The following is a 24,314-nucleotide window of genomic DNA, read 5'->3' on the forward strand; positions in this document are numbered from 1 at the left end:
GTGACCGACGTCAAGGCGGGGTCCCCGTATTCTCAGCGCGATCTGGGATGTGCGGTGAAACTGTCTGCGCTCTTGGGCTGGGTGGGCGTTATCGGCGTACCGCTGTTTGCCAACCTGAGCCGTGAAGCTCTGGACATGGACTCTGTGTTCCTCGTATTTTGGTACGCGTTGTTTGGCCTGCCAATATCGCTTTTTATTTGCTGGCTGTTAGTCAAACCCTTTCTGCGCTTCATGATGCGCCGCCGGATCAGTTATATACGTGCGGCCATTTGGGGCGCAGGGATTGCGGTTAACCTCATTGCCATTCGGCTAGCCATCAGGTTCTTCAGAAGCTGGCGGATGTCACAGGATCCCAAAAGTACATCCAGCTATGGCGACGGGACCGGCACCATCTCGATCAACGGTGTCTACACCGACTATGGTTGGTGGGTGTTTGCAAAGAACTCTCTGAATTTCGTCGCAATCTGTATCCTCTCGGCCTTGGTTGTTCGTTTGATAATTGGCCCCGGGAGCAGCGCCACGACCACAGAGGCCAAGCTATGACCGAAGAACACCGTTTCCCCTGTGACCAATGCGGCGCGGATTACCGTTTCAACCCGGGCGATGGCACTTTGACCTGCGACCATTGCGGCCATTCGGAACCCATCGGCGCAGGTCCGTGGGGCGGGGCCAGTCTGAAAGAGCTGGATTTCGACACCGCCATCGCCGACCGGCTGCCAGATACCGAGATCGAGGAAACACGCGTTCTTTCTTGTCCCAATTGTGCGGCCCAGGTCGAATTCGACCCAGCCACCCATGCCGCAGAATGCCCATTCTGCGCTACGCCCGTGGTGACGGATACCGGAGTCAACCGGCACATCAAACCGCGCGGCGTGCTGCCTTTTGCGCTGGATGAGCGGGCTGCGCATAAGGCGATGGGCGACTGGTTGGGCCGGCTGTGGTTTGCGCCCAACGGGCTCAAGGACTATGCCCGCAAGGGCCGGAAAATGCAGGGTATCTATGTGCCCTACTGGACCTTTGATGCCGACACCCAGTCCAGCTACCGAGGTGAGCGCGGCACGGTCTATTACGAAACCCGCACTGTCATGCGCGATGGCAAGCGGGTGCAGCAGCAGGTGCCCAAGGTGCGATGGTCGCCCAAATCCGGGCGGGTGGCGCGTTTCTTTGACGATGTGCTGGTGCTGGCCTCTCGGTCCTTGCCCAAAACCTATACCGACGCGCTGGAGCCTTGGGATCTGCCTGCGCTAGAACCCTATCAGCCCGAATATCTGGCCGGGTTCCGGGCCGAGGCGTACTCGGTCGAGTTAAAGGATGGTTATACCGAGGCGCGCGGCCATATGGCCCGCGTGATCGAGCGGGACGTGCGCTTTGATATTGGCGGCGACCGTCAGCGCATACACGCGATTGATACCGATGTGCGGAATGTCACCTTCAAACACATCCTGTTGCCCGTCTGGATGGCGGCCTACAAGTATCGCGGTCAGACCTATCGGTTCGTGGTGAATGGCCGAACGGGTCGGGTGCAGGGCGAACGCCCATGGTCTGCTATCAAGATCACCATCGCCGTTGCGCTTGGTTTGCTGGTTGCCGCGGGGGTTGGCTATCTGATCGCGACCGGTCAGCAATAGACAGACACACTACAAGCCGGATAACTGCTTGAACATCCTTTGGTCAGACGCCATCCTGCGCGTCGTCAACGCCGAGGGGAGAGGCCAGTGTGACGCTATCCGAATTGAACAAATTGCTGGACGAGCGCCATTCCTGTCGCGCTTTTCGCCCTGATCCGATTCCAAAAGACCAGATCGAGCAAATACTGACAAGCGCGGCACGTGTGCCAAGTTGGTGCAACGCACAGCCATGGGACGTTGTCGTTACCAGCGGTGCCCAAACCGACACCTTCCGAAAAGCGCTACAAGAAGAGGCGACCACTGGCGCGCCTGTGCCTGATCTGCCGTTTCCGACGTCATATTCTGGCGTTTACAAGGACCGTCGCCGCGAATGTGGCTGGGCCTTATACGAAGCGGTGGGCGTTGAACGCGGAGACCGATCCGCCTCCGCAAAACAGATGATGCAGAACTTTACCCTTTTCGGTGCGCCCCATTGCGCGATTGTATCCAGCCCAGCCGAACTGGGCCCATATGGTGCAATGGATTGCGGCGGCTTTGTCACCGCCTTTACGCTGGCAGCGCAGGCTTTGGGCGTGGCGACCATCCCGCAGGCAGCTGTAGCCAGCTATGGCCCATTCCTGCACCGGTTTTTCAACATCCCTGACGACCGGCTGATCCTTTGCGCAATTTCCTTCGGCTATGCGGATTCAGAGCATCCGGCAAATGGATTTCGCACGACACGCGCTGCACCAAGTGAATTTATCACCTGGGCCGATTAACCAAAGGAGCAGCACTTGCGGGCCGTTTTACAAAGAGTTTCCAAAGCCAAGGTCAGCGTGGATGGTGTTGTCGTTGGGCGGACCGGTCCCGGCCTGATGATTCTGGTTTGTGCCATGCAGGGCGATGACTTGGTTAAAGCAGAGCAGTTGGCGACCAAAATCGCAAAACTGCGAATTTTCAAGGACGACGCTGGCAAGATGAATCGGTCTGTTCTAGATATCGGGGGTTCGGCGCTTGTGATCAGCCAATTCACGCTGGCGGCAGATACGACACGAGGAAACCGGCCCGGTTTCTCAGAAGCCGCCCCGCCTGAGATTGGCAAGCACCTGTACGAAGAATTCGCGCGCTTTCTGGACGCGCAAGGCATACCTGTCGAAACCGGGCAATTCGGTGCGGATATGGCCGTGGAACTGGTAAATGACGGGCCGGTCACAATCTGGGTAGAGAACTGATGAATCAAACGCAAAAGGCAATACGCATCTGGCAAGCAGGCGTGGATGCCGTTGGCGGCCACGCCGCAACGCAGACAGCCCTTGGTGATATCCCAGCGCCCGACCAAATTCTGGCAGTGGGAAAACCTGCAGCGGCAATGGCCCTCGCCGCGCTTGAGCATTTCGGCCCGGTGCCAACCCTTGTCGTCACCAAGGACGATCACGGACGGGGCCTGCCTGATCATGTAACGGTGATCGAGGCGTCTCATCCTGTTCCTGACGCGCGCAGTCTGGACGGTGGGCGTGCGCTGCGACAAACCGTGGAAGGAATGGGAGCTTCGTCGCACCTGCTACTGCTCGTGTCAGGCGGCGCATCATCGCTGGCGGAAGATCTGGTACCGGGCCAGACGCTGGATGATCTTGAGCGATTGAACAAACGGCTTTTGTCCCAAGGGCTTGATATCACTGCCATGAATGTCGAACGTCGCAAGATATCCCGGATCAAGGGGGCCGGATTGCTGTCCCATTTCAAAGGGCGCAAAGCAACGGTTCTGGCGATCTCGGATGTGCCTGGGGATGATCTGAATGTCATCGGCTCGGGGATTGGAGCGCTTCCCGATACCCGTGATTTCGAGGCATCGGCACAGATTGTCGCCTCAAACGCCCACGCCCGTGCGGCCGCTGTCCGACAAGCCGAAATCGAAGGCGCAGCGGTGTTCGCCGATGAAGAAGCTTTGCACGACGATTTTCTTGCCGTGGCAACGACCCTCGGCCCACGCCTGCGCGACATGCCAAAGGGAGTTATAATCTTTGGGGGCGAACCGACGGTTGTTCTGCCGGACGATCCGGGACGCGGCGGGCGCAATCAGGCGCTGGCGCTGGCATTGGCCAAGGAAATCGCTGGTGTCGAAGGGCTGACAGTGGTCGTAGGCGGCACTGACGGCACCGACGGTCCGACGCAGGCGGCGGGCGGTATTGTCGATGGATCCACTTGGGCAGACGGCGCAGAGCAAGCGCTGCAGAATGCCGACAGCGGCAGTTACCTTGAGCGTGCAGATGCTTTGTTGGTGACCGGCCCCACCGGAACAAACGTGATGGATCTGCTTGTCGCAATTCGCTCTTGAATTGACGATTTTTATCTCACCCGAAACGCACAAGACCACGAGACTGATCCGATGACTCATCCCTCCAATGCGCTGCGCGAGATCGAAGACCTGCCAGATATCGGTATTCACATGCCAGATGGGTGCCGCCTGTCTGCCCGCGTTTGGCGACCGGTGGATGCGCAGGACGATCCTGTCCCCGCCATTCTGGAGTTCCTGCCTTACCGCAAACGCGACGGCACCGCGACGCGCGATGCCCTGACACATCCTTGGTTCGCTAAGCGCGGTTACGCCTGCATCCGGGTCGATATGCGCGGCAATGGCGACAGCGAAGGGCTGATGGAGGACGAGTACACCCAGCAAGAGCTGGACGACGCCGTCTCGACGATCCGGTGGCTGGCCGACCAACCCTGGTGCTCGAGCCAAGTTGGGATGATGGGGATCAGCTGGGGCGGTTTCAATTCGTTGCAGGTCGCTGCCATGCAGCCCGAGGCCTTAAAGGCGATCATCACCCTCTGCTCAACCGCGGACCGCTATGCCGACGACATCCACTACAAGGGTGGTTGCCTGCTGAATGAAAACCTCGGCTGGGGGGCAACGATGTGGTCGTATTCGTCACGCGCTCCTGATCCGGTACTGCGCCCGAACTGGCGCGAACTATGGCTGGATCGACTGGAAAAGGAACCGTTCCTGCCGTCGGTCTGGCTGCGGCATCAGACTCGGGATGCCTATTGGCAGCACGGCTCGGTCTGCGAGGATTTCGGTGCTATCCGGGCCGCAACCCTCGCTGTCGGAGGATGGGGTGACGCCTATAAAAACACTGTTCCTCTGCTGGTCGAACAACTTGACGCCCCAGCCAAAGGGATCATGGGACCATGGGTGCACAAGTACCCGCATTTCGCGATCCCCGAGCCCCGGATTGGCTTCCTGCAAGAGGCGCTGCGCTGGTGGGACCACTGGTTGAAAGGTGCGGATACCGGCGTGGACCAGGACCCGGACTATCGCGCTTATCTGATGGATGGGGTGCGCCCGCAACGTTGGTACACCGAACGTCCCGGCCGCTGGATCGCTGAAGAAAAGGGCGCGACCACGCACTTGCCTGTTCAGACGTTGGCGCTGACCGAGGACGGGTTGGGCGCGTCAGGCGCGTTGGACGCTCGCATCCGGTCGCCGCACACCTGCGGGATGGAAGGCGGCGAGTATTGCGCCATCTGGCTCGGCCCGGACATGCCCGGTGATCAGCGGGGGGATGACGCGTTGTCTGCTTGTTTCGACGGCGCAGTACTGTCCGATGATTTGGATATCGTTGGCGCACCTCGACTACGGCTGCGCGTCAGCGCTGACAAACCACAAGCACAGATTGCCGTGCGCCTGAACCACGTGCACCCCGACGGTGCGTCGACGCGTATCACCTATGGTGTCCTTAATCTGTCACACCGAGACAGCCACGCGACCCCGTCTGCCCTGACACCCAACGTACCCTTCGAGATAGAATTAGACCTCGACCATATCGCGTACCGCGTTCCCAAAGGGCATCATTTGCGTGTCGCAATCTCAAGCGCTTACTGGCCGCTGATCTGGCCCTCGCCCGAGGCGACCGAGCTTCATATGACCAAGGGTGAGATCGATATCCCTCTCCGCCCGTCATCCGGGGACGAATGGGTGTTCGAACCCGCCGATTCTGAAACCCCTCGCGATGTCGACACTCTGCGTGCAGACAGCAACAAACGCCGTGTAGAAACAGACATGAACACGGGCGAAACGCACTTGATCATCGAAGATGATTTTGGGTTGATCACAGATAAACACCACGGTCTGACACACGGGGGCACGGCCACTGAAAAATGGTCTATTCACCCCGAAGATCCACTTTCAGCGCGCGGTCAATGTGTTTGGACACAGGAAATGCGCCGGGATGACATTCACCTGCGCACCGTGACCACTTGTGAAATGTGGTCGGATATCAACACCTTTTACCTGAAAGCCAAACTGACCGCCTATGAGGACGGGACAGAGGTTTTTTCAAAGGAAACGGAGGATTCGATCCCGCGCGAGCAGATGTGACTCAGTGCGATGCAAATGTATGACAATAAAACTTGCCCGGTGGGCAAAAATCAGCCAACTTTGACTCATGCGTCAATAAAAAGCCCGCGCAAGGGCTGGAATCCAATCAACTGGGAGATCTTTGGATGAACGAACAACTCACTCACATGACCAAACAGGTCACAGCCGGGAAACTGACCCGCCGCGAATTTATGGGAAAAGCGGCGGCATTGGGTGTTTCGGCAGCGATGGCCAGCACCATGTTTGCAGATGCAGCTCGCGCAGCGGGACCAAAAAAGGGCGGCGATCTTAAGCTGGGCCTTCAGGGCGGCGAATCCACCAACTCGCTTGACCCGGCAACCTATGCCAGCTCGGTTCCGTTTGCGAACGGCAAGCAGTTCGGTGACACTCTGGTCGAGGTCGCGCCCGATGGCTCGATCGAACCCCGCGTCGCCGAAAGCGTTGAAGGCAGCGCGGACGCTAAGGTTTGGACCTTCAAAATGCGTCAAGGCGTTGAATTCCACAACGGCAAGACCATGACCAGCGAAGATGTGCTGAAAACCATGGAGCGCCATTCGAACGAAGACTCCAAGTCCGGTGCTCTGGGCATCATGAAGGGCATCGAGTCCATGAAGGCCGATGGCGAGTATTTCCAGGTCACACTGACCGAAGCGAATGCCGACCTTCCCTATTTGCTGGCCGACTACCACCTGATCATCCAGCCAGACGGCGGCATGGACAACCCAGGCGCCGGTATCGGCACCGGCCCCTACCAGCTGGAGGTCGACGAGCCCGGCGTACGCCATGTGTTCAAGAAATTCGCCAACCACTGGAACAGTGATTTTGGCAACTTCGACAGCGTCGAAGTGGTCGTCATCAACGACGCAACCGCCCGTACAGCCGCATTGCAGTCGGGTCAGGTTCACGCGATCAACCGGGTCGAACCCAAAGTGGCAGACCTGCTGGGCCGCGCCCCCAACCTGACCGTGCATTCAACGGCCGGTCGTGGGCACTATGTGTTCATCATGCATTGCGATACGGCACCGTTCGACAACAACGAACTGCGTCTGGCACTGAAATATGCGATCAACCGTCAGGAACTGGTCGACAAGGTCCTGCGTGGTTATGGCTCGATCGGGAACGACATGCCGATCAACGCGGCATATCCTCTGTTCGACGGCTCGATCCCACAGCGTGAATTCAGCATCGAAAAAGCTGCCGAGCACTATAAGAAGTCCGGCCATGACGGATCGCCCATCATCCTGCGCGTCGCAGATGGTGCCTTCCCGGGTGCCGTGGATGCCGCCGCTCTGTTCCAGCAAACCGCCGCTCAGGCCGGTATCCCGCTGGAAATCAAGCGTGAGCCCAACGATGGTTACTGGTCCGAAGTCTGGAACGTTCAGCCCTTCTGCGCCTCGTATTGGGGTGGCCGTCCGGTTCAGGATCAGATGTACGCGACCGCGTATCTGTCGACCGCTGACTGGAACGACACGCGGTTCAAGGTTTCCAGCTTTGACGACATGTTGTTCCAGGCCCGTGCCGAGTTGGACAATGACAAGCGCAAAAACATCTACAGCCAGATGGGCCAGATGGTCCGCGACGAAGGCGGCCTGATCTGCCCGATGTTCAACGACTTTGTCGAAGGCGTCAGCAACCAGCTGGAAGGTTGGGAGACAGACCCGACTCAAGAGCTGATGAACGGCCAGATGTCTCGTAAGATGTGGTTCGCCTGATACGGATCACGGACGAATGCATCCTATTCTGAAACTGGTTTCCCAGCGCCTGGCGCTGGGACTCCTATTGCTGCTCGGCGCTTCGGCCCTGATTTTTGGCCTGACCGAAGCCCTTCCCGGAGACGCCGCGCAAGCCGTCCTGGGGCAGTCCGCAACCCCTGAAGCTCTGGCTAACCTACGCGAAGAAATGGGTCTGAACCGCCCTGCCCTGACCCGCTATTTCGAATGGCTGGGTGGCATCGTGCAAGGCGATCTGGGCCAATCCCTGACAAACAAGCTGGACATCGCCGAATCTGTCGGCGGCCGTCTGAGCAACACTCTGTTCCTGGCGTTCTGGGCGGCGCTGGTTTCGGTTCCACTGGCCATTTTTCTGGGCCTGCTGGCAGTGCGCTACCGCAACCGGTGGCCGGACAAGCTGATTTCGGCTGTCACGCTGACCACAATCTCGATCCCGGAGTTCCTGATCGGATATGTGTTGGTCTATTTCGTTGCCGTAAAACTGGGCATGTTCTCGCCGCTGGCAATGATCAATGACAGCATGTCACTTGGGCAAAAGCTGAACTCGATCGCACTGCCCGTCATGGTGCTGACCATGGTTGTCTTGGCGCACATGATGCGTATGACGCGCGCCGCTATTCTGAACGTGATGCAGTCGGCCTATGTAGAAACGGCTGAACTGAAGGGTCTGACCAACTTTAAAATCATCTACCGCCACGCGCTGCCCAATGCAGTCGCGCCTATCGTCAATGTGGTGATGTTGAACCTGGCTTATCTGGTCGTCGGCGTTGTCGTGGTTGAGGTGGTGTTCGTCTATCCCGGCATGGGGCAGTACCTTGTGGACCATGTAACCAAGCGAGATGTTCCCGTTGTTCTGGCCTGCGGCGTGATCTTTGCCGCGATCTATATCGGACTGAACATGGTTGCAGATATCGTTGCCATTCTGGCCAACCCAAGGCTGAGGCATCCGAAATGAAGAACATCCCTATCTCTGCAATGATCGGGCTGGCCTTTACAGCCCTCTACTTTCTGATTGCTCTGCTGGCTCCTGTGCTGGCCCCATACGGTATGGCCGAGGTCGTGGGCGACGTCTGGGAACCGTCAAGTTCGCAGTTCTGGCTTGGGACCGACAATATCGGGCGCGACCTTCTCAGCCGCATGATCTATGGCGGGCGGACGACGATCTTTATCGCGACGGCTGCGACGATCCTCAGCTTTGTGACCGGTTCGATCCTTGGATTTTTGGCCGCTGTTCTGGGGGGATGGGCCGATCAGGTCATGTCCCGAACAGTTGACCTGATCATGTCGATCCCGACGCTCATCAGCGCGCTGGTGGTGCTGGCGATGGTGCCAGTGACCATTCCGGTTCTGATCATCGTCATGGGTCTGTTGGATTCCACCCGCGTCTATCGCCTGGCTCGCGCGGTCGCGGTAGATATCGCCGTAATGGACTATGTCGAGGCCGCCAAGCTGCGCGGTGAGGGGCAGTCGTGGATCATCTTCCGCGAAATCCTTCCCAACGCTCTGTCACCGCTGGTGGCGGAACTGGGCTTGCGTTTCATCTTTGCGGTTCTCTTCGTCTCGACTCTGTCGTTCCTGGGGCTGGGCGTTCAACCGCCACTGGCCGATTGGGGCGGGATCGTGAAAGAAAACAAGGACGGCATCGTCTACGGCATCGGCGCGGCGCTTTACCCCGCTGTGGCTATCGCGACGCTGGCAATCTCGGTCAACCTAGTGGCTGACTGGGTCCTGAACCGAACCACATCGCTGAAAGGAGGCCGGGGATGAGTGATACCCTTCTCAAGGTCCGCGACCTCAAGATCGGCGCGACCGTCTATCCGCCGGGCGAAAAGCCCCATGACATCGAAATCGTGCACGGGGTCAGCTTTGACCTTGAACGCGGCAAGGTGCTGGGGCTGATCGGTGAATCCGGGGCTGGCAAGTCCACCATCGGTCTGGCCTCGATGGCCTATGGCCGGGGTGGTGTTGAGATCACCGGTGGGGAAGTCTGGGTCAACGGGCGTGATATCCTGAAGACGTCCTATGGCGATATCCGCAAGCTGCGCGGGGGTGAGGTGACGTATGTGTCTCAGTCCGCTGCGGCGTCCTTTAACCCCGCCAAAAAGATCATGGATCAGGTGGTTGAGGCTGCGGTCGAACAGAAAAAGTTCAGCCGCAAAAAGGCCGAAGCCCGCGCGCGCGCGCTGTTCGCCAAGCTGGGTCTGCCCGACCCCGACAATATCGGCGAGCGCTATCCGCACCAGGTCTCGGGCGGTCAGCTACAGCGCTGCATGACAGCGCTGGCGCTATGCCCCGAGCCAGATCTGGTGGTGTTCGACGAACCCACTACGGCGCTGGACGTGACCACGCAGATCGACGTTCTGATGGCCATCAAAGAGGCTATTGCAGATACCGGCGTTGCCGCGCTGTATATCACGCACGATCTGGCGGTCGTTGCGCAGGTCAGTGATGACATCATGGTTCTGCGCATGGGCAATACGGTCGAATACGGCACCACCGACCAGATCATCAACAACCCGCAGGAAGAGTACACCAAGGCCCTGGTCTCGGTGCGTTCGATCGAACACGAGGAAAAGCAGCCCACACCTGAACCGGTGCTCAGAGTCGACGGCATCACCGCGCGTTACAAGGGGCTGAATTTCGACGTACTGCACAACGTCAATGTCGAGCTGCATCCAGGGCAGACACTGGCGGTTGTGGGCGAGTCCGGTTCGGGCAAGTCCACGCTGGCGCGGGTGATCACCGGCCTGCTGCCGCCGCGCGATGGTGAGATCACGTTTGCCGGGCGCAAGCTGTCATCCGACCTCAAGGGACGCACACGCGAGGACCTGCGTGAATTGCAGATGATCTACCAGATGGCAGACGTTGCGATGAACCCTCGTCAAACCGTGGGCACCATCATCGGACGTCCGTTGGAGTTCTACTTCAACATGCGCGGCGCTGAAAAACGCAAGCGGATTGTGGAACTGCTGGACGAGATCGAGCTGGGCGAGAAGTTCATCGACCGCTATCCGGCCGAGCTGTCCGGCGGACAGAAACAGCGTGTCTGTATCGCGCGGTCACTGGCGGCAAAACCCAAGATGATCATCTGCGATGAGGTCACCTCGGCGCTGGACCCCTTGGTTGCAGACGGCATCCTGAAGCTGCTTCTGGACCTGCAAAAGATCGAGGATGTGGCCTATTTGTTCATCACTCACGATCTGGCGACGGTCCGCGCGATCAGCGACAGTATTGCGGTGATGTATCAGGGCCGTGTGGTCCGCTACGGCCCGAAATCACAGGTTCTGAGCCCGCCGTTCGACGACTATACCGACCTTCTGCTCAGCTCGGTGCCCGAGATGCATCTGGGTTGGCTGGAAGAGGTTGTCGCCCACCGCAAGATGGAGAGCGCTGGGAACTGATCGAACGCAAAACAATCCTAAAATCCCGGCGCTTGTCACAAACAGGTGTCGGGATTTTTCTATTTGGGGCGGGAAAATGCTGCCCCTGCCCTGCGAATCTCGTAGGGTCGCCGAAAGACCCCATGAAAAGGCCGAACCATGGACCGCAAACTTCTTCTCATCATCCTTGACGGTGTCCCTTGGCGTAATTTCCGCCGCCTGTTTGGCAACCTCGAAGGGTGGGTCGACAGCGGCGAGGCGCGCGTGTGGAAACACCGCGCGGTGCTGCCGTCAATCTCAGCCAGTTGCTACGCTTCGATCCACACAGGTGTCTCACCGCAGGAACATGGCTGCACCGGCAATGGCAATGTCTTCCGCCTCGGCCACAAGGATGTGTTCAGCCAGGTACGAGAGGCCGGAGGCGTCACAGGTGCAGTCACTCATAGTTTTTGGTCGCAGTTCTTCAACCGCCATCCCTTCGACTATGTGCGCGACGTGGAATATGACGAACCCAACAGCAAGACGATCAACCACGGCCGGTTCCACACCATGACGGGCTACGGCAAAGCCAATCAGATGACGCCCTGCGATGTGGATCTGTTTGCCCAGCTCACCAACATGTGCCTTCGGTTCGGGCTGGATTACGGCATCCTGCACACTTGCACTCTGGACAGCATGGGACACCGTTTTTTTCACGAAAGCGAAGAAATGGACCACGCTTGTTTTGTCATGGACGAAATGCTGGCCCCATTTATCCCCCGCTGGCGTCAGTTGGGGTACGAGGTGATCGTCACCGCCGACCACGGTCAGGACGACCGCGGCCACCACGGAGGGCGCAGTCCACTGCAACAGGAAACGGCGCTGTATTACTTCGGCGACGCGGAAGGCCCCGAGGCGGATACGTTCATAGACCAGCTTCAGTTGGCACCTACGATCCTGACGAGGATGGGCGCACCGGTGGCCGAGACCATGAAGGCGCAACCTTTTCTGAAGTGATCAGTCATAGGGCCAGATTTGCTGGCCCAGCGCTTCAATCGCGATCGAAATCCGCTCAAAACTATCTGCGGCACGTTTGACCGAGCTTCGTGCCCGCAGATAGCCATGCACCAGCCCCGCTTCGTTGATGCAATGTGCCTTCCCTCCGGCCTTTTTGATCCGTTCGCAATAGTCTGGCCCGTCATCCCGCAGCGGATCGCAATCCGCCGTCACAATCACTGTGGGCGGCAGCCCGGCGAAATCCGTATCCTGCAAAGGCGCGTAGGTCGGGTCACTTTGCGGAGGCGTGCCACCGCAACGCACCTTTTCGTAAAAGACTATGTCTTCCAACGTCAAAAGCGGCGCGTGGGCATGTTCGATATATGACCCTTTGGCGCGGTCCCCGCCCAATCCCGGATAGATCAGAACCTGCCCCAGAATCCCATCCAGCCGACCCCGCGCGTGATGAGATACAGCGGCGACCAGATTGCCCCCGGCGCTGTCTCCGGCCAGCACAAGCGGGTCACCGAATTCACGCGCGGCCCATTGCACTGCGGTCCACGCATCCTGAAACTGCGCTGGATGCACATGTTCGGGGCAGAGCCGATAATCTACGGCAACAATTCGGTACCCGGTCTGCGCGCAAATTTCAGCGCAGACGTCATCGTGGCTGTCCAGTCCTCCGACAACAAACCCACCGCCGTGCAGATAGACGACCGTCCGTGTCGGATCACCGGCAGTGTAAATGCGAACAGGCACGCCCTCGGCGTGCTTGTCTTCTGTTTCAACGCCCACCGGGCGCGGTTGGCGAAAGTCACGGCACATGGCGTCATACACGTTGCGCTGATCCGCGATGGAAAGATCAACCGCATCATCCGGATAGCTTTCAGCGGTACGTCTTATGAACGCCCAAGTTTCTTCGTCGATCAGGCGTTCATAATCCATGTGTCCTCCGCAATCAGGCAGCCCATTCCCATGGCCGGGTGAATGAGCCCAGCACTTTACTGACATCGTCGTCCGAGGAACCGTTCGCGTCAAGCTGTGCGACCAAACCGCGTTTTTTATCATCAATCACCGAGACAACACGAGCCTCGACACCGGCTTTTTCCAGCGCACCGTTGTAGATACGGGTGATCGCCTGTTTGCGCAGTTCGGGTTTGAACACTTTTCCGACGGCGGTCTTGGGAAGCTCGTCCAAAATGGTCATGTGCTTGGGTTGTGCGGCGCGTTCGTGAACGTGGACGTCGCAGTATTCCATCAGTTCTTGTTCGGTGACCTTCGCTCCATCGACCAGTTCGACAAAGGCACACGGCACTTCGCCCGCATAAGCATCGGGTTGACCTATGGCACCCGCGAACGCGACTGCTTCATGGCCCAGCAGGGCCTCTTCGATCTCGGCCGGGTCGATATTGTGACCACCGCGAATGATCAGATCTTTGGCCCGGCCCGTAATCCACAGGTATCCGTCCTCGTCAAAGCGGCCCAGATCGCCTGTGCGCAGGTATTCGTCGAAATGATAAAGATCTACGTTCTTGTCGGCTTCGGTATAGGTATTGCCAGCGTAGACACCCGGGTTCGAAATACAGATCTCGCCGATCTCGTTGGCAGCAGACTCGACCGGGCCGTCCGGGCTGTCGTTGAGGATTTTTACGTCCGTATAGGGGAACGGAATCCCGATCGAACCGATCTTTTTCTCACCATCCGTCGGGTTACACGACACCAGACAGGTTGCCTCGGTCAGGCCATAACCTTCGATGATCGTGACGCCCGTGGCCTCTTCAAAGCGGCGGAACAGCTCGACCGGCAGCGGGGCCGAGCCCGAGAACGCAGTTTTCACGCTTGAGATATCGGCATCTACCGGGCGCTGCATCTTGGCGGCAATCGCCGTTGGGACAGTGATGATAAATGTCACCTTCCAACGCTCGATCAGCTTCCAGAAATTGTCGAACACGCCATCGCCGCGATAGCCTTGCGGCGTCGGGAATACCACATGCGCACCCGACGACACCGCCGCCATCATGATCACATGTACGGCAAAGACGTGGAACATCGGAAGCGGGCACATAACCACGTCTTCGTCCGAGAACAGCAGCGTGTCGCCCAGCCAGCCGTTATAGATCATGCCCGAGTACTTGTGCTGTGCCACTTTGGGCATACCCGTTGTACCACCGGTGTGGAAATAGCAGGCGACGCGGTCTTCCTTACTGTCTTCGAAAGTCAGAGTGGTCGGCTGTTTGGCAAGCTCTTTACTGAAGCTTTTGTAATCCGCATGCGCCAGATGTTCCTTGTCGCCCATCTTGGGACGCAGCAGAGGCACGATCCATGACTTGGGCGGGGTCAAATAGCGGTTCAGATCAATTTCGAGGATTGTGTTGACCTTGGGCGCATGCCGCACGGCCTCTTCGACCTTTTGGGCCACATCCGTCTTGGGGAAGGATTTCAGCGTGACAACAACCTTGGCACCGGTTTCACGCAGAATGGCTGCAATCTGTTCGGGTTCAAGCAAAGGGTTGATCGGGTTGACGATACCTGCAACCGCGCCACCCATCATGGTGATCAGCGTCTCGTTACAGTTGGGTAGGATATAGGCGACTACGTCCTTTTCCCCGACACCCAACGACCGGAAAAGATTGGCGGCCTGATTGACCTTGCCCAGCAGGTCCGACCATGTCAGCGTCTCGGCCTTGTCTGTGGGACCAGAAAACAACTGAAAGCTGATCGCATTGTTGTTCGGAAACTTGGTCGCGGTTCGCGACAGTAACTGGTGGAATGTGACCGGAATGTCCCGATCCTCCCACGGCATTTCCTGTTCAAGTTTCTTCTTATCGTCGATGCCAACAAACGACATGCGTCTCCTCCCGTTTTATTTCGCACTCTGCGCGCGGCTTTTTCCATCACAGGATGGAAGTAAAACCACGCGGGTTCAAGCAACGGGTTAGAGAGGGAGGGGGTAAAAAACTAAATTACGCTACGGCGAAAATCCGTTTCCCTAACGTCATACTACTCGGCAGCTACACCATCGGTGAACTGCAACCGCGCCAGACGTGCATACAGACCATCCTGCGCCACCAGATCATCATGAGTACCTTGCGCCACAATTTGACCTGCATCCATCACTACGATCCGGTCCGCCTTTTTCACAGTGGCCAGCCGGTGTGCGACGATCAACGTGGTGCGTCCCGCACGCATCTGATCCACAGCACCCTGCACCGCCCGCTCGCTTTCCGCATCCAGCGCCGAGGTCGCCTCGTCCAGCAACAAAACCGGAGCGTCCCGCAAGATCGCGCGCGCGATGGCAATACGCTGTTTCTGACCACCCGAAAGCATGACGCCCCGTTCGCCTACGAAACTGTCATAGCCTTCCGGCAATACCGAAATGAAATCATGCGCGGCGGCAGCGCGGGCGGCGGCCTCGACTTCGGCATCCGTTGCGTCCAATCGGCCAAAGCGGATGTTCTCACGCGCCGAAGCGGCAAAGATCGTGGGGTCTTGAGGGACCAGCGCCATGTGACGTCGAAATCCAGATCGGTCCAAGTCACGCAGGTTGACGCCATCCAGGCTTACCCCACCGGCATCCGGGTCGTAAAAACGTTGAATCATCTGAATGACAGTCGTTTTGCCCGCCCCCGAAGGCCCGACAAAGGCGACCGTTTCGCCCGGGCTGACTGTCAGAGTCATCTGATCCAGCGCGACCACATCCGGCCGCGCAGGATAGCGGAACGTGACGCCGTCGAACCGTATCTCGCCCCGCACGGGCGCGGGAAGGGCCTTGGCTTGCGTGGGGTCGTTCACAGTGTCCTGCGCGTTCAGCAATTCGACCAGACGCTCGGTTGCGCCGGCTGCACGTTGAAGTTCGCTCCAGATTTCTGACAAGGCCGCGACCGAACCGGCCATGATGATCGAATAGATCACGAATTGGATCAAAACGCCTTCGGTCATCACACCGTTGCGAACGTCATTCGCGCCCATCCACAAAACGCCCACGATGCCGGAGAAGACCAGAAAAATCACGATCACCGTCAGCACCGCACGAGTCTGGATGCGGCGCAGAGAAACTTCGTACGAAGTTTCTGTCATCTCTCCGAACTGACCGCGGCTTGCCTGTTCGTGAGTGAATGCCTGAACGGTCTGAACCGCGCCCAGTGCCTCGCCTGCATTGCCGGATGAGGCGGCGATCCAGTCCTGATTCTCGCGGCTGATGGCCCGCAGACGGCGACCCAGTACCAGAATTGGCACCACGACCAGCGGGATCAGCAGCAGGACCATCGCAGTCAGCTTGGCCGAGGTCAGCAGCATCAGTACCAAACCGCCAATGAACATCAGCATGTTGCGCAACGCAATCGAAACGGACGAACCCAGCACAGACTGGATCAACGTCGTATCAGTAGTGATCCGGCTCAGGACTTCTCCGGTCATGATGCGTTCATAGAATTCGGGGCTCATCCCGATGACGCGGTCGAACACGGCCTTGCGGATGTCGGCCACGACGCGCTCACCCAACCGTGTCACCAGTGCATAGCGAATACCTGTTCCGATGGCCAAGACACCGGCGATGCCCAGCGCAGCTAGAAAGTACCAATCCAGCAACTCGCCATCTTCGATGCGGAAGTTGTCCACCACGCGGCGCACGGCCAACGGCAGAGTCAATGTCATGCTGGCCGTCAGGATCAATGCCAATGTCGCGCCGATCATCAACAGCTTATAGGGCTTCATAAACGGCCACAACGAGCCCAGAACGCCGATTTTTCTAGAACCCGCGCGCTCTTCGCTGGCGCCGGGCGCGGATTTTGCCGATGGACTGGCTGAGGCGTTTCTTGCCATGACTGGCCCTTAAGTGCTGTTCGCGTTTATTACAGCGCTTCTTGGCGATGACAGCGCGTGGGGTCAAGCTGCCATGGTAAAATCGAACACCAAACGGGCCTTTTGACGCAGAATTTTGGGGCTGACTTGGAGCGGGCGGCGGGAATCGAACCCGCTTCATCAGCTTGGAAGGCTGAGGTAATAGCCAGTATACGACGCCCGCTCAGCGGAGGTCGGTTTAAGCGATGCGTCAGATGGCGTCAAGCGCCCTTCGGTCGCTGTTTTCAAATTCAGCGCCGAAAAATTGCGCAACCTACAAGTCCTGCCCAAGCAGTTCATTCAGTAGGAAATAACCACGTGCATTTTTCAAGGTTTGCACTGATGCGGATCATCTGATCGCGCTTCATCGACGGTCCATGCGTTTGCCCGATCAACTGGGCAGGATAGGTCGTGGCAGCTGTCAGAGCATCTGGCAAGGGAACACCCACCTGCGTCACCAGCACGCGGATGGCTGTCGTCAAATCCAGGTCGGCCCCAGCCAAAGTGCCATCCTCCAGGGTCAGTCGCCCATCGGTTCGCGTGATCCGACGACCTTCCAATCTGAACTCGGACAAATCAGTGCCTGCAACGGCCATTGCATCGCTAACAAGATAGATCTGGCCCGGGCCGGATTTTGCAGCCCACGCGGCTCGCATCGTTTCGGGATGGACGTGGATGCCGTCCGCAATAAGCCCGGCAGAAAGACCGCCGTTAGCAAGAGCAGAGCCAACCAAACCGGGCTCACGGTTGCCCAATTGGCTCATGGCATTGAACAAATGGGTGACACAGCGTGCCCCGGCTGCTGCGTAACGTTGACAGGTCGCGAAATCTGCATCCGTGTGCCCGAGCGAGACAAGAATGCCCGCATCACTCAGCGCCCCAGCTTGCTGTTCCGAGACCGTTTCAGGTGCCACAGTCACCTTGAGGCAAGGTAAATGCTGCGCCGACTCAAGCAACATGGAAAGGTCGGTATCAGACATGGGGCAAATCAGATCACCGTCATGCGCCCCCTTGCGGGCAATCGACAGATGGGGGCCTTCCAAATGCAATCCCGCGACACCCGGAACGCCCTCTTTCACTGCCTGAATGGCCGCTGCGATCGCCGCCCGAGTCTTTTCGCTGGTATCCGTGATCAAAGTCGGCAGAAAAGCCGCGACCCCCAACCGGCGATGGGCCTGCGCGATCCGGCGGATCGTTTCAACCGAAGGGTCATCGTTCAGCATGACACCGTCGCCGCCATTCACCTGCAAGTCCACATAACCCGGACTGACGATATCTCCGTTTAGATCAATGTGATCCCCAACAGCCGCTACCTCTGCGTCAGCTACGATTTCCACACTCTGACCGCCGCTGAATACAAGCGCATGATCACTCAGCAACCGCTTGCCGTCAAAGATTGCACCGTTTCGAAAGATCACTCTGTCTGTTGTCATACCGTCTCGGTCACTTTCTTGAGGTGACGCGGCGCGTCCGGGTCAATGCCGCGCATACTGGCGACGGATTCGACCATAGAGTAAAACGCGGTGATCGTCGTGATCGGATCGGTGATCCAATGATCCGTACGCTCTACTGGCAACTGCTGCGCCCGCGTGACGCGATCCGTGGTGGCGAAAACTATGGCCCCCTTATCGGCCAGCGCGTCAGCGGCCTGCGCCGTCGTGTCCTCCGCCGCATCCCCAGCCGCAAAGACGATGGTTGGGAACCCGTCCTCGACGATTGAGACCGGTCCATGCAGCACCTCGGCAGCTGAATAGCTTTCTGCATGGATCTGACAGGTTTCCTTGATCTTCAACGCCGCTTCGCCCGATATCGCAAAAGATGGCCCCCTGCCCAAAGTAAACAGCGAACGCCCAGTAATCGTGGCCGCCGCTGCAGACCAGTCGCACTGCGCTGCACGTTCCAACTGGGCGGGAAGCGCCCGTATCGCCCCGAACAGTTCAGCATCGCCCTTGACTTCGGCCAGCAACCACAACCCTGCCACCAGCGAAGTCACAAATGTCTTGGTGGCAGCGACGCTCAACTCGGGGCCGGCGTGCAGCGGCAGCATCGCATCCGCAACGTCTGCCAATCGAGATTCCGAGTTGTTGGTGATCGCCACCGCAACAGCCCCAGATGACCGCAGCGAGCGTGTCAGTCCGACAATATCGGGACTTTGGCCAGATTGAGACACCGACAGGCATACAGCGCCCCGCGCCATCAAGTCGGCCCCATAGATCGAACTAACCGACGGCCCAACCGAGGCCACAGGCAGCCCAAGCAATAGCTCGCTGGCATATTTCAGATAACTACACGCGTGGTCGGATGACCCGCGCGCCACCGTGATCAGGAACCGCGGGTCGGTTTCCCGGACCAGCGCGGCCGCGTTTTGAATACTGGCCGCGCCACTGCCTAGCAGCCGGTCAACCGCGTCGGGAATTTCCAGAATTTCCTGACGCATCTTGGATGTTTGTTCGGACATCGGCCTTCGATCCTTCCGGTTAGAGCCGCAGCTCGGCGACGAAGTCATAAGCGTCACCGCGATAGAGAGAGCGGGTTAATTCCGCGACCCGCCCGTTTTTGAGAAATGAGAGACGCTCGATGTTCAACCCTGCCGCCCCTTCCGGCACATCCAGCAACTCAGCCTCGCGCGCAGCAAGATTAAGTGCCGAGATTTTCTGGACCGCTCGAACGGGACGACGCCCCAACCCGTCCAGAACCTCATAGAGCGAGGTAGTCACCTCAATCGGGTTCGGCAGAATGTCCAACGGCAGCGCTGCCTTCTCAAGCGCCAGAGGGCGGCCGTCTGCCTCGCGCAGACGATAGATGCGGGCAATCTGCGCGCCTTCCGGCAAGTTCAGCGCAGCTATCTCTTGAGACGTCGCCGCAAATACGCCCCGCTCCAACCACTTTGACGTGGTCTGCATTCCGCGGCTCGACATGTCTTCGGTAAAAGACGTCAAATGTGTCAGCGATTGTTCGACCCGGGGCACGCGCTCGCGGATGAACGAGCCTGAACCCTGACGTTGTTCGATCACACCTTCCTGCACCAGCTCTTGAATAGCCTTTCGCACCGTGACGCGGGACAGATCAGTGATGTCCACCAATTCCCGCTCGGACGGAAGAGATGAATTCGGTGCAAGCACGCCCGTATCTATCCCTTCCTGAAGGCGGCGGCGCAGCTGAACATATCGCGGGCCGTTCTCGGGGCTAAGCCACGCTTCTGCGCGCAAGAAATCAGCAATGCTCATGAGCGCCCTCCTTTGCCAAGGCCAAGGCCCCGATCAGCGGTTCGCCCTGTGCTGGTCTTAGCGCAGCTTGCATGTCTGCAGGCAGATAATCGGCATAATGCGGGCCAATTCCGCCTGTTAAACACAGGGTTAACCCCGCCTTCCACCCAAGGCGTTTCGCCATTCCACCGATGTAATCGGCACCCGCCTGCATGACCTGACGCGCGACGTGATCACCATCGGCGGCAGCGGCTGTGACCTGAGGTGCCAATGCGCCGAACGCCCCCGGCGCGGCCTGTCCCGCAAATTCGACAATTCCAGTAACACCGCCGAACTGGTTAGAAAACTCTTGCGTCAAGCTCGACTTCGCTTGGATATGATCCACCGCATTCAGCACTTCGGACAGCGCACGTCGACCAACCCATTGCGCGGATGCTTCATCGCCCAAGATAGGCCCCCACCCTCCAGCAAGACGGATGTCACCGTTGATCTGAACAGCCAGAAATGACCCGGTCCCGCAATGCGCGATTAGGCCATCTGAGGAACCCAATGCGCCCCTTACCGCTGCAGGTCGATCATCCTCGATCCGCGCGTTGGGCATATCCAACGCCACTCGCAGTCGATCAGCGACGCTGTCACCCGTTACGCCGGCCAACCCGATAAAGGCGGGCCAGCGCACCAATTCTGCTACAGAGGTATCCAGCCCCGCTGCTAATTCAGACAAACCGGCAGCGATCTGACGAACCCCGCCCTCGAAATCTGTTGATACATTGGCCGCTCCGGTCTCGACCGAATAAACGACGCCACCGACCTCAGCAGCGACCCTGCATCGGGTTCCACCACCGTCAACGGCCAGAAACGCGGTGTTTTGAGACTCAGTCATAACAATACCATTATAATACCTTTGCTTCACAGAAAAGACCAAAATTCGGGCGCAAATCGCGAATTTCAGGAGTATAGCGCAAAAGTACCCAAATATCGCTTGCAAAAATAAAGTTATAGACAAGTGGTATTACATAGGTATTGTAAAAGGACTGTAAGGGGGATTCTCTTGACGCTGCCGTCGACTGAACAACTGCACATTGATGCCGCCCAACTTGACCGGAGCGATCTGGCCAACTCGGCCCGCGCCTTGGCTGCTGGTCAAATCGCTGCTGCACAGGCTGTTGAGAGCGCGGCACCCGCAATCGCGCGGGGAGCTGCTGCAATGGCGGCAACACTCCGCACCGGTGGCGTGCTGCACTACGTCGCCGCCGGGTCATCTGGTTTGATGGCTGCAGCGGATGCGCAGGAACTGGGCGGTACATTCTCGATCCTTCCAAGTCACTTACGCATTCACATGGCAGGCGGCTTACCGACTGGTGTTGAAATGCCCGGCGATACAGAGGACTCGGACGTAGGACTTGCCGAAGCTCTGTCCGACTTAAAGCCTACCGATACCGTCATCGCGGTGTCGGCTAGCGGGTCCACGCCCTATACTCTGACAGCGGGTGACATCGCGCGCGCCAAAAAGGCAACCTTGATCGGCATCGCCAATAACGCGGGAAGCCCTCTTCTTCAAACCGCTGACATACCAATTCTGCTCGCCACGCCACCCGAGTTGATCTCGGGCTCAACCCGCATGGGGGCTGGGACGGCGCAGAAGATCGCGCTCAATATGCTGTCTTCGCTCATGGCGCTTGATCTGGGGCATGTGCATGGCGGCATGATGGTGAATTTGCGCGCTGACAATCACAAGCTACGTGCGCGCGCGGCCGGGATCGTGGCACGGATTGCCAAGGTCGACACCGATGCAGCCCAGGCCGCGCTGACGCAAACGAACGGCGACGTGAAACCCGCCATCCTGATCGCTGCCCTTGGCGTGTCAAAGGGCGACGCGGTGGCGCGACTTGAGGAAACCAACGGCATCCTGAGCACCGCACTAAACATGAATAACAACTGCTAACCAACTGGGAGAATGAAATGAAACGCACAAGTCTGAAGCTGGCTCTGCTGGGTTCAACCCTAATGGGTACGGCTGCCATGGCCGAAGATGTCACGCTGACCATTGAAAGCTGGCGCAACGATGACCTGACCCTGTGGCAGGATCAGATCATTCCTGCATTTGAGGCCGCAAACCCCGGCATCAAGGTGCAATTCACCCCCTCCGCCCCTGCGGAATACAACGCTGTTTTGAATTCAAAACTGGACGCGGGCTCGGCTGGCGACCTGATCACCTGCCGTCCTTTTGACGCCTCTCTGGCGCTATACGAAGCCGGGCACCTGACTGATCTGTCGGGCGTCGACGCGATGGGCAATTTCTCGGATGTCGCCAAATCGGCGTGGCAGACCGATGATGGCGCGGTCAGCTTCTGTGTTCCGATGGCGTCGGTGATCCACGGCTTCATCTACAACAAAGACGCGTTCAACGAGCTGGGCATCGACGTGCCGACCACCGAGGATGAGTTCTTTGCCGCCCTCGACAAGATCAAGGAAGACGGCACCTATCTTCCGATGGCGATGGGCACCAACGACCAGTGGGAAGCCGCCACGATGGGCTATAACAACATCGGCCCGAACTATTGGAAGGGTGAAGAAGGCCGTCAGGCGCTGATCAAAGGCGAGCAAAAGCTGACCGATGAGGCCTGGACTGCCCCCTACGCCACGCTGGCCCGCTGGGGTGAGTATCTGGGCGACGGGTATGAGGCGCAGACTTATCCCGACAGCCAGAACATCTTCACACTGGGGCGCGCGGCGATTTATCCCGCCGGATCGTGGGAGATTTCGGGTTTCAACGGGTTGGCCGATTTCGAAATGGGCGCGTTCAAGCCGCCAGTGCGCAATGCGGGCGACACCTGTTATATCTCGGATCACACCGATATCGGCATCGGCATGAACGCCGCAACCGAGAACCCCGAAGCGGCTGAAACCTTCCTGTCCTGGGTCGCAAGCCCCGAGTTCGCGGAAATCTTCGGCAACGCCCTGCCCGGCTTCTTCCCGCTATCCAGCACACCGGTTGAGCTGCAGGATCCGCTGGCCAAGGAAATCGTCGGCTGGCGGGATGAGTGTGAATCGACCATCCGCTCGACCTATCAGATCCTGTCGCGCGGCACGCCGAACCTTGAGAATGAGACCTGGGGCGCATCTGTTGCCGCCATCAAGGGTGCCAAATCGCCCGAAGAACTGGGCGCCGAGCTGCAGGAAGGTCTTGCCTCCTGGTACGCTCCGCATCAGTAAGTTGATCTCTACCCGGGCGGAAAACACCCGCCCGGGTAACACCCTGCACCCCTTTGAAAGCTGACCCATGAACCGCCCCCGCTTCCGCTGGCATATCGTCGTGTTTCTGGCCCCGGCCGTGCTGGTCTATACGGCGGTGATGATCTTCCCGCTGTTCAACACGCTGCGGCTGGCGCTCTATTCCGAGGTGGATCAGAGCCGCGTGTTCGTGGGCTTGCAGAACTTTCAAACGCTGTTTTTCGATCCCATCTGGTCCGAGCAGTTCTGGAACGCTTTGGGCAATAATTTCTGGTTCTTCCTGATCCACATGCTTGTCCAGAACCCCATCGGAATCGCACTGGCGGCCCTGCTCAGCCACCCGCGCCTGCGGTTCTCGGCGCTCTACCGGTCGGCGATTTTCATCCCGACAATCCTGAGTTTCGTGATCGTGGGCTTTGCGTGGAAGCTGATCCTGTCGCCCATCTGGGGCATCGCGCCGTCGATGCTGGACGCTGTGGGCCTGAAATCCCTGTTCGCGCCGTGGCTGGGGAAAGAGGAATACGCGCTCACCACGCTGGCGCTGATCTCGGTCTGGCAGTTCGTCGGCATCCCGATGATGCTGATCTATGCCGCCCTGCTGACCATCCCCGAGGAAATTCTTGAGGCCGGAGAGATTGATGGCATCACCGGGGCCTCGGCCTTCTGGAAGATCAAGCTGCCGCTGATCCTACCCTCGATCGGGATCATCTCGATCCTGACCTTCGTGGGGAACTTCAACGCGTTCGACCTGATCTATGCCGCCCAGGGCGCGCTGGCCGGGCCGGATTTCTCGACCGATATCTTGGGCACATTCATGTACCGCACCTTCTTTGGCTTCCAACTGCAACTGGGCGATCCGCATATGGGGTCAGCCATCGCAGGGGCCATGTTCGCGATCATCCTTGTGGGCGTTTGCATCTACCTCTTCGGCATCCAGACCCGGATGCGCCGGTATCAGTTGTGAG

21 protein-coding genes and 1 tRNA gene are annotated in these 24,314 nt (G+C 58.6%); 14 read left to right on the plus strand and 8 right to left on the minus strand.

Going from position 1 to position 24,314, the window contains the following annotated elements; all coding sequences use genetic code 11:
• The 11 genes from ACR3EG_RS14725 to ACR3EG_RS14775 all read left to right on the plus strand — a co-directional run bounded on the left by ACR3EG_RS14725 (nt 1) and on the right by ACR3EG_RS14775 (nt 12,091).
• The gene (locus ACR3EG_RS14725) at nt 1-543 is read left to right on the plus strand and encodes a hypothetical protein (protein ID WP_480496839.1); all 543 of its coding nucleotides are present in this window, start codon (nt 1-3) and stop codon (nt 541-543) included.
• Nucleotides 540-1,628, plus strand: coding sequence for a TFIIB-type zinc finger domain-containing protein (locus tag ACR3EG_RS14730; RefSeq protein WP_480496838.1), 1,089 nt, complete (start codon nt 540-542; stop codon nt 1,626-1,628). Before ACR3EG_RS14725 ends, ACR3EG_RS14730 begins: the two co-directional genes overlap by 4 nt.
• Nucleotides 1,629-1,717: 89 nt before the next feature.
• Nucleotides 1,718-2,386, plus strand: a complete 669-nt coding sequence (locus tag ACR3EG_RS14735; protein ID WP_480496837.1) for a nitroreductase — start codon at nt 1,718-1,720, stop codon at nt 2,384-2,386.
• A 15-nt stretch (nt 2,387-2,401) separates the two neighbouring features.
• On the plus strand, nt 2,402-2,839 hold the full coding sequence (gene dtd, locus ACR3EG_RS14740) for a D-aminoacyl-tRNA deacylase (RefSeq protein WP_480496836.1): 438 nt from the start codon (nt 2,402-2,404) through the stop codon (nt 2,837-2,839).
• A complete protein-coding gene (locus ACR3EG_RS14745; protein WP_480496835.1) occupies nt 2,839-3,942 on the plus strand; it encodes a DUF4147 domain-containing protein in 1,104 nt (367 codons plus the stop codon). Before dtd ends, ACR3EG_RS14745 begins: the two co-directional genes overlap by 1 nt.
• 51 nt (nt 3,943-3,993) lie before the next feature.
• The gene (locus tag ACR3EG_RS14750) at nt 3,994-5,985 is read left to right on the plus strand and encodes a CocE/NonD family hydrolase (RefSeq protein ID WP_480496834.1); all 1,992 of its coding nucleotides are present in this window, start codon (nt 3,994-3,996) and stop codon (nt 5,983-5,985) included.
• Between the two features lie 125 nt (nt 5,986-6,110).
• On the plus strand, nt 6,111-7,697 hold the full coding sequence (locus tag ACR3EG_RS14755; RefSeq protein WP_480496833.1) for an ABC transporter substrate-binding protein: 1,587 nt from the start codon (nt 6,111-6,113) through the stop codon (nt 7,695-7,697).
• Between the two features lie 16 nt (nt 7,698-7,713).
• Nucleotides 7,714-8,670 (plus strand): ABC transporter permease, encoded by a 957-nt coding sequence (locus ACR3EG_RS14760; protein ID WP_480496832.1) that lies wholly within the window; start codon nt 7,714-7,716, stop codon nt 8,668-8,670.
• Nucleotides 8,667-9,482, plus strand: coding sequence for an ABC transporter permease (locus tag ACR3EG_RS14765; RefSeq protein ID WP_170352427.1), 816 nt, complete (start codon nt 8,667-8,669; stop codon nt 9,480-9,482). The genes ACR3EG_RS14760 and ACR3EG_RS14765 overlap by 4 nt, the downstream gene beginning before the upstream one ends.
• Nucleotides 9,479-11,116, plus strand: a complete 1,638-nt coding sequence (locus ACR3EG_RS14770; RefSeq protein ID WP_480496831.1) for an ABC transporter ATP-binding protein — start codon at nt 9,479-9,481, stop codon at nt 11,114-11,116. Before ACR3EG_RS14765 ends, ACR3EG_RS14770 begins: the two co-directional genes overlap by 4 nt.
• A 138-nt stretch (nt 11,117-11,254) precedes the next feature.
• Complete coding sequence (locus ACR3EG_RS14775) at nt 11,255-12,091, plus strand: alkaline phosphatase family protein (RefSeq protein WP_480496830.1); 837 nt, start codon at nt 11,255-11,257, stop codon at nt 12,089-12,091.
• Here the strand turns inward: ACR3EG_RS14775 and ACR3EG_RS14780 are convergent, their stop codons facing one another.
• The 8 genes from ACR3EG_RS14780 to ACR3EG_RS14815 all read right to left on the minus strand — a co-directional run bounded on the left by ACR3EG_RS14780 (nt 12,092) and on the right by ACR3EG_RS14815 (nt 20,998).
• The gene (locus ACR3EG_RS14780; RefSeq protein ID WP_480496829.1) at nt 12,092-13,015 is read right to left on the minus strand and encodes an alpha/beta hydrolase; all 924 of its coding nucleotides are present in this window, start codon (nt 13,013-13,015) and stop codon (nt 12,092-12,094) included.
• 13 nt (nt 13,016-13,028) lie between these two features.
• Nucleotides 13,029-14,918, minus strand: coding sequence for an acyl-CoA synthetase (locus tag ACR3EG_RS14785; protein WP_480496828.1), 1,890 nt, complete (start codon nt 14,916-14,918; stop codon nt 13,029-13,031).
• Between the two features lie 152 nt (nt 14,919-15,070).
• Nucleotides 15,071-16,891 carry an ABC transporter transmembrane domain-containing protein gene (locus ACR3EG_RS14790; protein ID WP_480496827.1) on the minus strand — a complete coding sequence of 607 codons (1,821 nt, stop codon included), beginning with the start codon at nt 16,889-16,891 and terminating at the stop codon, nt 15,071-15,073.
• 127 nt (nt 16,892-17,018) lie between these two features.
• Nucleotides 17,019-17,093 (minus strand) — tRNA-Gly (locus tag ACR3EG_RS14795).
• A gap of 112 nt (nt 17,094-17,205) precedes the next feature.
• Complete coding sequence (gene nagA / locus ACR3EG_RS14800; protein WP_480496826.1) at nt 17,206-18,342, minus strand: N-acetylglucosamine-6-phosphate deacetylase; 1,137 nt, start codon at nt 18,340-18,342, stop codon at nt 17,206-17,208.
• Nucleotides 18,339-19,367 (minus strand): SIS domain-containing protein, encoded by a 1,029-nt coding sequence (locus ACR3EG_RS14805; RefSeq protein ID WP_480496825.1) that lies wholly within the window; start codon nt 19,365-19,367, stop codon nt 18,339-18,341. The genes nagA and ACR3EG_RS14805 overlap by 4 nt, the downstream gene beginning before the upstream one ends.
• Nucleotides 19,368-19,386: 19 nt before the next feature.
• Nucleotides 19,387-20,136 (minus strand): GntR family transcriptional regulator, encoded by a 750-nt coding sequence (locus ACR3EG_RS14810; protein WP_170352419.1) that lies wholly within the window; start codon nt 20,134-20,136, stop codon nt 19,387-19,389.
• Nucleotides 20,123-20,998 (minus strand): glucosamine kinase nucleotide-binding domain-containing protein, encoded by an 876-nt coding sequence (locus ACR3EG_RS14815; protein ID WP_480496824.1) that lies wholly within the window; start codon nt 20,996-20,998, stop codon nt 20,123-20,125. Before ACR3EG_RS14815 ends, ACR3EG_RS14810 begins: the two co-directional genes overlap by 14 nt.
• Before the next feature lie 168 nt (nt 20,999-21,166).
• Here ACR3EG_RS14815 and ACR3EG_RS14820 point away from each other — a divergent pair, with 168 nt between their 5' ends.
• From ACR3EG_RS14820 to ACR3EG_RS14830, 3 genes are all read left to right on the plus strand, one after another.
• Nucleotides 21,167-22,060 carry an N-acetylmuramic acid 6-phosphate etherase gene (locus tag ACR3EG_RS14820; RefSeq protein ID WP_480496823.1) on the plus strand — a complete coding sequence of 298 codons (894 nt, stop codon included), beginning with the start codon at nt 21,167-21,169 and terminating at the stop codon, nt 22,058-22,060.
• Nucleotides 22,061-22,077: 17 nt separating this feature from the next.
• The gene (locus tag ACR3EG_RS14825) at nt 22,078-23,331 is read left to right on the plus strand and encodes an ABC transporter substrate-binding protein (RefSeq protein WP_480496822.1); all 1,254 of its coding nucleotides are present in this window, start codon (nt 22,078-22,080) and stop codon (nt 23,329-23,331) included.
• A gap of 67 nt (nt 23,332-23,398) precedes the next feature.
• Entirely contained in the window at nt 23,399-24,313 is a 915-nt protein-coding gene (locus ACR3EG_RS14830; RefSeq protein ID WP_170352415.1) for a carbohydrate ABC transporter permease, read from the plus strand.
• Nucleotide 24,314: the final 1 nt, after the last annotated feature.

Source organism: Ruegeria sp. AM7 (assembly GCF_056535965.1).

Coding starts and splice junctions, on each gene's coding strand:
- ACR3EG_RS14815 (WP_480496824.1), bottom strand. CDS start 20,998: ATGACTGAGTCTCAAAACACCGCGTTTCTGGCCGTTGACGGTGGTGGA.
- ACR3EG_RS14775 (WP_480496830.1), top strand. CDS start 11,255: ATGGACCGCAAACTTCTTCTCATCATCCTTGACGGTGTCCCTTGGCGT.
- nagA (WP_480496826.1), bottom strand. CDS start 18,342: ATGACAACAGACAGAGTGATCTTTCGAAACGGTGCAATCTTTGACGGC.
- ACR3EG_RS14770 (WP_480496831.1), top strand. CDS start 9,479: ATGAGTGATACCCTTCTCAAGGTCCGCGACCTCAAGATCGGCGCGACC.
- ACR3EG_RS14780 (WP_480496829.1), bottom strand. CDS start 13,015: ATGGATTATGAACGCCTGATCGACGAAGAAACTTGGGCGTTCATAAGA.
- ACR3EG_RS14760 (WP_480496832.1), top strand. CDS start 7,714: ATGCATCCTATTCTGAAACTGGTTTCCCAGCGCCTGGCGCTGGGACTC.
- ACR3EG_RS14745 (WP_480496835.1), top strand. CDS start 2,839: ATGAATCAAACGCAAAAGGCAATACGCATCTGGCAAGCAGGCGTGGAT.
- ACR3EG_RS14790 (WP_480496827.1), bottom strand. CDS start 16,891: ATGGCAAGAAACGCCTCAGCCAGTCCATCGGCAAAATCCGCGCCCGGC.
- ACR3EG_RS14785 (WP_480496828.1), bottom strand. CDS start 14,918: ATGTCGTTTGTTGGCATCGACGATAAGAAGAAACTTGAACAGGAAATG.
- ACR3EG_RS14750 (WP_480496834.1), top strand. CDS start 3,994: ATGACTCATCCCTCCAATGCGCTGCGCGAGATCGAAGACCTGCCAGAT.
- ACR3EG_RS14730 (WP_480496838.1), top strand. CDS start 540: ATGACCGAAGAACACCGTTTCCCCTGTGACCAATGCGGCGCGGATTAC.
- ACR3EG_RS14755 (WP_480496833.1), top strand. CDS start 6,111: ATGAACGAACAACTCACTCACATGACCAAACAGGTCACAGCCGGGAAA.
- ACR3EG_RS14810 (WP_170352419.1), bottom strand. CDS start 20,136: ATGAGCATTGCTGATTTCTTGCGCGCAGAAGCGTGGCTTAGCCCCGAG.
- ACR3EG_RS14825 (WP_480496822.1), top strand. CDS start 22,078: ATGAAACGCACAAGTCTGAAGCTGGCTCTGCTGGGTTCAACCCTAATG.
- ACR3EG_RS14805 (WP_480496825.1), bottom strand. CDS start 19,367: ATGTCCGAACAAACATCCAAGATGCGTCAGGAAATTCTGGAAATTCCC.
- ACR3EG_RS14765 (WP_170352427.1), top strand. CDS start 8,667: ATGAAGAACATCCCTATCTCTGCAATGATCGGGCTGGCCTTTACAGCC.
- ACR3EG_RS14830 (WP_170352415.1), top strand. CDS start 23,399: ATGAACCGCCCCCGCTTCCGCTGGCATATCGTCGTGTTTCTGGCCCCG.